The following is a 2,248-nucleotide window of genomic DNA, read 5'->3' as shown; positions in this document are numbered from 1 at the left end:
GAGAGCACCGCCACGGCCGCGCCCAGCCCCAGCGTCACCGGGTCCAGCAGCGCACGCCCGGCGCTGGCCACCCCCAGCGGCGCGCTCAGCAGCGCGGCGAGCGCCAGCGCGAGCGCGAGCCCGTCGGCCTTCGGAAAGCGGGCGCCCGTACGGGAGTTGAAGAGGATGTAGGCCACCCACATCGCACCGGCCCCCAGCGCGTAGGCGCCGCCCGCGAGGTCCAGCGTGTCGAACCCGCCGCTGCCCAGCAGATACACGCCCGCGAGCGCGAGCCCCGCCCACACCAGGCTCAGCGCCCGCCGCGACCCGACGACGGACAGCACGAGCGGGCCCAGCAGTTCGAGCGTGACGGCGGCGCCCAGCGGTACGCGCTCGACCGCCTGGTAGAAGAGCGAGTTCATGGTGCCGAGGGCGATGCCGAGCCCCGTGACGGCCGCCCAGTCCGTACGGCTGTGGCCGCGCACCCGCGGCCGGCACACGGCGAGCATCAGCAGCGCCGAGAAGACCAGCCGCAGCGCGACGACGCCGAGCGCGCCCGCGCGCGGGAAGAGCGTCGCCGCGACCGCCGAGCCGAACTGCAGCGACAGCGCGCTGCACACGACCATTCCGACCGCGCCGAGCCGCCCTTGGCCCTGTTGTGCGTACGGGCCGTGGCCGCCGGAGGCCGTCCCGGAGTCCGAGGGTCCGCCCGCACCGGGCCCCGCGCCGGGTCCCGCGTCCGATCCCGTGCCGTACTCCTCGCCGGGTCCCGTGCCGGACGCCGAAGCCGCACGCGCCGTCAGTGCCGGGTCCTGCCCGGCCGTGCTGTCACCGAAGCTCACACGACCACGCTATGGCCGCCGCGCCGCGCACGGAAATGCGTCTCGGCCTGCGGCTATGCTCGCTGCGCATGACGGCAGAACTGCGTCACCTCCGCGCCTTCCTGGCCATCGCGGACGCCGGCAGCGTCACCTCCGCCGCCGCGATGCTGCGCATGAGCCAGCCCGCCCTCTCCCGGACCCTGCGTCAGCTCGAGGACCATATGGGCGCACGGCTCGTGGACCGTACGACGCACCGTCTCGAACTGACCACGGAGGGACGGCACTTCCGCGACAAGGCGGCCGGCGCCGTCGCCGCCGTCGACGAGGCGCTCGACCCCGCGCGGCTGCGCCCCTGGCCGCTGCGGCTGGGCCACGCCTGGTCGGCGTTCGGACGGCACACCACACCGCTGCTGCGGCGCTGGAAGGAGACCTTCCCGCAGACACCGCTGGAGCTGCTGCGCGTGGACGAGCGCACCGCCGGGCTGCTGAGCGGCAAGACGGACGTGGCGCTCGTACGGGCTCCTCTGCTGCCCCGCGAGGCGGAGGGCCTCCTCGGCGAGTGGCTGTGCAACGAGCAGCGGGTGGCAGCCGTCCCCGCCGACAGCGAACTCGCCGCGCACACCGGCCCGTTGAACCTCGCCGCGCTCGTCCACCACCCCATCGCCCTGAACACCGTCTCCGGCGTCACCACGCTCGATCTGTGGCCCGAGGAGCTGCGCCCCTCCCCCGACACGGCGGTGCTCGTCGCCAACACCGACGACTGGCTGGGCGCGATCGCCGCGGGCGACGCGGTGGGCGTCTCGACCACCGCGACCGCCGAGATGCACCCGCACCCCGACGTGGTCTACCGGCCGCTGGCGGGCGCGGGCGACGTGCCGCTGATGCTCGTCTGGCGCGAGGTCCCGATGGGTTCGGGGCAGCCGAGCCATCCCGCGGTGCCGCAACTCGTACGGGTGGCGCTGGAGGTACTGGCCGAAGACGAGGGGCGTACGGACGCTCCACGGGGAACCCGCTGATCACCGCAGTCGTTCCGCGGGGCAAGGACAGAAGGGGTTTTCGGGAGATTCCCCTCGGTGATTCGCAGGCACAGGAGGCAGGAAGATGGCGGGTTTCCTCGACAGGGCCAAGGAGCAGGCGCAGCGCGGACTGGCGCAGGGCAAGGAGAAGATGGAGGAGGTGCAGGCGCAGCGTCAGGGCAACGACCTGCTGCGCCGTCTGGGCGCCGCCTACTACGCGGAGCAGCGCGGCAGCGGCTCGACCTCCGAGGTGCAGCAGGCGCTCTCCGCGCTCGAACAGCACATCGCGCAGCACGGGGACGGTTTCCTGCGCAACGGATGAGGGCCGGGCATGCGGCGTGCACCGGGCCCGCGTACGGGGTGCCCGGCGAGCCCGCGCGTACGCGGCGCCGGCGCGCTCCCCGCGCACCGGTCCGCCGGCCACGAAGTCCG

The 2,248-nt window shown here is 74.3% G+C and carries 3 protein-coding genes; 2 read left to right on the top strand and 1 reads right to left on the bottom strand.

Annotation, left to right across the window (positions count from 1 at the left end; all coding sequences use genetic code 11):
- On the bottom strand, window positions 1-821 hold an 821-nt coding region (locus tag AN218_RS30005), incomplete at its 3' end, for an EamA family transporter (RefSeq protein WP_244900836.1).
- 68 nt (window positions 822-889) lie between these two features.
- Between AN218_RS30005 and AN218_RS30000 the strand changes: the two genes are divergently transcribed.
- Together AN218_RS30000 and AN218_RS29995 are read left to right on the top strand one after the other, a co-directional pair.
- Window positions 890-1,816: a LysR family transcriptional regulator gene (locus tag AN218_RS30000; protein WP_070020198.1), complete on the top strand. Its 927-nt coding sequence runs from the start codon at window positions 890-892 to the stop codon at window positions 1,814-1,816.
- 85 nt (window positions 1,817-1,901) lie between these two features.
- A complete protein-coding gene (locus AN218_RS29995; protein ID WP_070020197.1) occupies window positions 1,902-2,138 on the top strand; it encodes a hypothetical protein in 237 nt (78 codons plus the stop codon).
- Window positions 2,139-2,248 lie beyond the last annotated feature (110 nt).

The sequence above is a fragment of the Streptomyces nanshensis genome (genome assembly GCF_001751255.1).
GTDB lineage: Bacteria > Actinomycetota > Actinomycetes > Streptomycetales > Streptomycetaceae > Streptomyces > Streptomyces nanshensis_A.
The sequence above is the reverse complement of the archived record's forward strand: the minus strand, read 5'-3'. Positions and strand labels throughout refer to the sequence as shown.